Raw genomic sequence first — 275 nt, forward strand, 5'->3', positions numbered from 1 at the left:
TGGCTGAAGTCTTCGCGGATATGCGCTTCGAGCACCTCGGACATCAGCCCGTTGACCGCCCCGCGCAGCGCGGCGATCTGCTGCAGCACCGGCCCGCAGTCCGCGCCGGCCTCGAGCGCGCGCTCAAGCCCGTCGCACTGGCCGCGGATGCGGCGCACGCGGGTGAGGACGCGCTTCTTTTCCTCGGGGGAATGCGGCATGGGCCAGGGGTCGCTCGATACTGGGGGGTAGTATATGAGATAGAGACGGATCTGCAAGGAGTCCGTGGGGGCATG

1 protein-coding gene is annotated in these 275 nt (G+C 68.0%); it reads right to left on the reverse strand.

What is annotated here, in order from left to right; genetic code table 11:
* Positions 1–200: metal-sensing transcriptional repressor (locus tag R0J87_RS20170; protein WP_498888476.1), on the reverse strand; the 200-nt coding region annotated here is incomplete at its 3' end.
* Between the last annotated feature and the right edge of the window lie 75 nt (positions 201–275).

This window comes from Halomonas sp. SIMBA_159 (genome assembly GCF_046536035.1).
Classification (GTDB): Bacteria; Pseudomonadota; Gammaproteobacteria; order Pseudomonadales; family Halomonadaceae; genus Vreelandella; species Vreelandella venusta_A.